Source organism: Tenacibaculum finnmarkense (genome assembly GCF_900239185.1).
Classification (GTDB): Bacteria; Bacteroidota; Bacteroidia; order Flavobacteriales; family Flavobacteriaceae; genus Polaribacter; species Polaribacter finnmarkensis.
Map to the genome: position 1 here is coordinate 1 of NZ_OENA01000031.1, position 3,757 is coordinate 3,757.

General features: G+C 26.0%; 6 protein-coding genes. 2 read left to right on the plus strand and 4 right to left on the minus strand.

The features are described 5' to 3' along the window. Nucleotides 1-104: 104 nt before the first annotated feature. Genes AQ1689_RS03670 through AQ1689_RS03680 form a run of 3 tightly spaced genes read right to left on the minus strand, consistent with a single transcriptional unit; the run spans nucleotide 105 to nucleotide 1,355 of the window. Nucleotides 105-680 carry a hypothetical protein gene (locus AQ1689_RS03670; protein WP_101955228.1) on the minus strand — a complete coding sequence of 192 codons (576 nt, stop codon included), beginning with the start codon at nucleotides 678-680 and terminating at the stop codon, nucleotides 105-107. Nucleotides 681-686: 6 nt separating this feature from the next. Then, a complete protein-coding gene (locus tag AQ1689_RS03675; protein ID WP_180947525.1) occupies nucleotides 687-1,094 on the minus strand; it encodes a protein-export chaperone SecB in 408 nt (135 codons plus the stop codon). A gap of 18 nt (nucleotides 1,095-1,112) precedes the next feature. Beyond that, complete coding sequence (locus AQ1689_RS03680; protein WP_101931967.1) at nucleotides 1,113-1,355, minus strand: hypothetical protein; 243 nt, start codon at nucleotides 1,353-1,355, stop codon at nucleotides 1,113-1,115. A gap of 346 nt (nucleotides 1,356-1,701) precedes the next feature. On the opposite strand from AQ1689_RS03680, the gene AQ1689_RS03685 reads away from it, so the two are divergent. Beyond that, nucleotides 1,702-2,583, plus strand: a complete 882-nt coding sequence (locus AQ1689_RS03685) for an ATP-binding protein (protein ID WP_101955229.1) — start codon at nucleotides 1,702-1,704, stop codon at nucleotides 2,581-2,583. 66 nt (nucleotides 2,584-2,649) lie between these two features. Then, a complete protein-coding gene (locus tag AQ1689_RS03690; protein ID WP_101955230.1) occupies nucleotides 2,650-2,940 on the plus strand; it encodes an STAS-like domain-containing protein in 291 nt (96 codons plus the stop codon). Between the two features lie 257 nt (nucleotides 2,941-3,197). Here AQ1689_RS03690 and AQ1689_RS13370 read toward each other — a convergent pair whose 3' ends face one another. Then, a complete protein-coding gene (locus AQ1689_RS13370; RefSeq protein ID WP_262509580.1) occupies nucleotides 3,198-3,332 on the minus strand; it encodes a hypothetical protein in 135 nt (44 codons plus the stop codon). Between the last annotated feature and the right edge of the window lie 425 nt (nucleotides 3,333-3,757).

The window sequence follows — 3,757 nt, forward strand, 5'->3', positions numbered from 1 at the left end:
GCTCAAAAAACTAATTTATAGAATTATGAGCCTAGAATAATAATGTATAAACTTAATCAAGAAAAGAGTTGTTTTTTAGCTCAGTTCTTTGTTGGTGGTAGTTTTTAACCGAGATACTCTAGATTATACTCATCTGGATATATGATTGTCAAATCACGAAGATTTAATCCATTTTTTTTAAACACACAAATTTGAATAGCTGGCTTATAATCTAAAAATTGAGCTCTTTGTAATTCAAAACTAAGTCTAAAACGGTATTTTTTATATTCTTCTTTATGTTCTGAAATAGATTTGATTCCATAAACTCTAATTGCTTCATAACTGAAACCAATTTTAGTTTTTATAAATTCTAATATTCTTGCTACAGATGTTTCTGAATTTATTAACCCTTGTCCTTTTAAAAATTCAATACTTTGACTAAAGTCACTCATATGGTCTGTATCTCCAACTAAGTCAAAACACTTATTATTATGAAAATCACAAGTCATCTTACATATAATATATTTTTTTTTATGCCTGACTTCACCCCACCAATGAGCGTTTTCAACGAAAGTATCCCAAAAGTAATACCCTTCTCCAAGCCAAGTATTGTCCCAATTACAGTTAAAAGGTCCTTTTTTTAAAATATATTCTGGATTCCCTCTATCTTTAAGGGTTTGATATAATACTTTTGATTTCAAGTCTTGTTAATTTTGAGTAGTATTTTCCTTTAAAGGAGTTTCTAAAGAAGATAAGTTAAGTGTAGGTAGTACAATTGGAGGAATATTTGCTTGTAATGTAACAGAACTTATGAAGGCTCTAATATAAGGAAAGATAATTGCTATACTATTCCTATAAAAATATGTAGGTATATCTTCAAAGTTAGTGTTTTCCTCAAACTTAAAAATTGAATGACATTCAATTTCAGCAAATTTTTGTTCTGATTTTCCACTCTTTGAAGAAAATAATATTATTAATTTAAATTCAGAACTTTGTTTATTAAAAATTCCTTTTGGGTCAAATGAGATATCTATATCATTTGAAGTTTGTTTTGAAAAATCAATATTTATTTTTTCAAACCTATAATTGTCTAAATAGAATGCAGCTTTATTCACTATGTTGAATTATTTATATTAGGCTAATTTAAATAAAAAATCCGAAGTGAACTTCGGATTTTTTGTAATATTATTAAGTGAGGTTATTTCCCAAAAATCTTTGTTGTTTTTAATTTTATGATGATAAATAGTCTGTTCTATAAAATCATCAATTTTCGGACCAATACCGTTGTATTTTTCAGATTCAGACCAATCTTTTTTAATCTGTTCTTTTGAGTTATTCTGAAAATACAATTTCAAATTTTCTAAAATTGTAGTCATAATCGTTGTTTTTTATATCCTAATTACAAATATGATGCAAAAGTACTTTAATTTTTATTTAAATCTACTGTTTGTTTAAATTTTATTATTTACTCAATATTAGCAATTATATGTCCTAAATATACAGTTTTTTTTTGTAAATTCAAAATAGAATATGAATATTTTAAATTACCACCAACGTTTTAGCTATGGAAAGTAGCGTGTAAAAATACACTACATTTTTTAGTTTAGCACTAATTTATAATATAAATAGAAAACTTTAATTAAGCAAATAAAAGCTATTTTTTATAGCTGTTGTTAGCTACAGGTTTTTTTCTATTTTTGTTGGATATAATAATTTTTCAAAATGTCAGAATATATATTAAACGTTCCATCATCTCAAACAGCAAATGATTGGTTTAGTTTTATCGAATGTAGTTTAGAGAATATCGATGGTGTAAATGAATTAATAGTGGATTTTAATAATGTTAAATTTTTAGATACAGATGATTTTGTTGTATTGGCATGTTTAATTGAAAGTTTTTATATTCATAATTGTAATGTTCAGTTTACGGGAGGTACACCAGGGTTTAATCACCACTTATACAATATCAAATTCAAAGAATATTGGAAAGATGGTTTTGATAGATGTAAATTTACTTTGTCAAATAATCAAACAACATTGTGTTTATGGAAAGTGTCTTCTGATATGATTTATTCATATTCTCAATATGCTAAAGAATATTTTGAAAGGTTTACTGATAATAAAGATTTAATACCTTTGGCTTCTAATATAGATGAAGTTTTTAATAATATATTTGACCATTCAAAGTCTCCAATTACAGGATATATAGTAACTCAATACTACCCTAAAACAAATAAGATTTCATTTTCTGTTTGTGATTTTGGAATAGGAATCCCTAAATCTATAAATAATTCATTAGAAAGTAGAGGTGAAGCAAAAATTGAAGATTGGAAAGCGATTTTAAAATCTCTGGAGAGAGGGTTTTCAATAAATTCTACTCCAAGAAATAGAGGTTTTGGATTGAATAATATTTTTGAATTGACAGAAACCTCAAACGGAGAATTATTAATTATTTCGAATAAGGGGATTGTACAAAAAAAAGCAAGAAAAATGTATCAGACAGGAGAGTCAAATTATAATTTTTCTGGAACTTTAGTTAAAGTAGAGGTGGACTTAAATACTTTTGAAGAAAAAGATAATTTTGATGAAATTTTTGAGTTTTAATAATTATTTGTATATTTAATCATACTTTTGCAGAAGTATTTATTAATATTTAAAATACTCTTAATTATGAAAACATTAATTTTAAAAGATATAGTACAAAATTCTAGCTCAAATAATCAGGGGGAAGTATTATTCAATTATTTAGATAATGCTTTTGTGAATGGTGAGTCGTTGATTTTAGAAGTAGGTTCAGATTTACCTATGTCTTCGTCTTTTTTAAACACTTCCATAGGTTGTTTTTTGGATAGGTACGGGATTGTGTCATTCAAAAAAACTGTTAAATTTAAAGGTTCTAAAAATCAGTTTTCAAGATTGTCTCATTATATAAAAACTTATTCTGAAATATATTTAGCTTAACTTGTAGCTAACGATTCGTGTATAAGTAGTAAGGATTTGATCTGTAATAAATTTCATTTAAGCACTTAACCAAATTTGCAATTTTATTGTTATTTTCTTCAACTATAAAATTTCAATTTTGGTGTATTTCGTAAATAATTACAAAATTTTCAACTTAGCAATTTCCCTTATTACTTATACATACTGTTAACTTTTCGTTTATTTTTCTTTTTTTACAATTAAAATACCGATATAAAATCACATATTTTTCAGCATTTTTATTCGGCGTTTAACTTGTCTAAATTTTGATATAAACTTACGCTAAAAAATCTAAAATCGGCAATATTCCAAACAGTTTTTCTCATTTTCCATTTCCGATTGCGCAAACGAGCTAGAAATTCTGCCATTTTCATTTCATAATTATAGACAAATTCTTGCGTAATATTTTTCGAAATCTGCTGCTTTACGATTCCGTTTCTATTGGATAAACAGGCTAAAATTCCGCCGTTTTTATTTCATAATTATAGACAAATTCTTGCGTAATATTTTTCAAAATCTGCTGCTTTACGATTCCGTTTCTATTGGATAAACAGGCTAAAATTCCGCCGTTTTCATTTCATAATTACAGACAGATTCTTACATAATATTTATTGAAATCTACTGCTTTACGATTCCGTTTCTACTTGCGTAATATTTATCAGAATCCTACTTTTTTAAACCACTTTTACGCCAATTTCACGTATTTTTGTATTGTCCTGAAATAGGTTGACCTTTTTTTTGAATTTATAAGGTTAATAATTCCAGATTTTTTTTATTTCTTCGATACGATTTATATTCG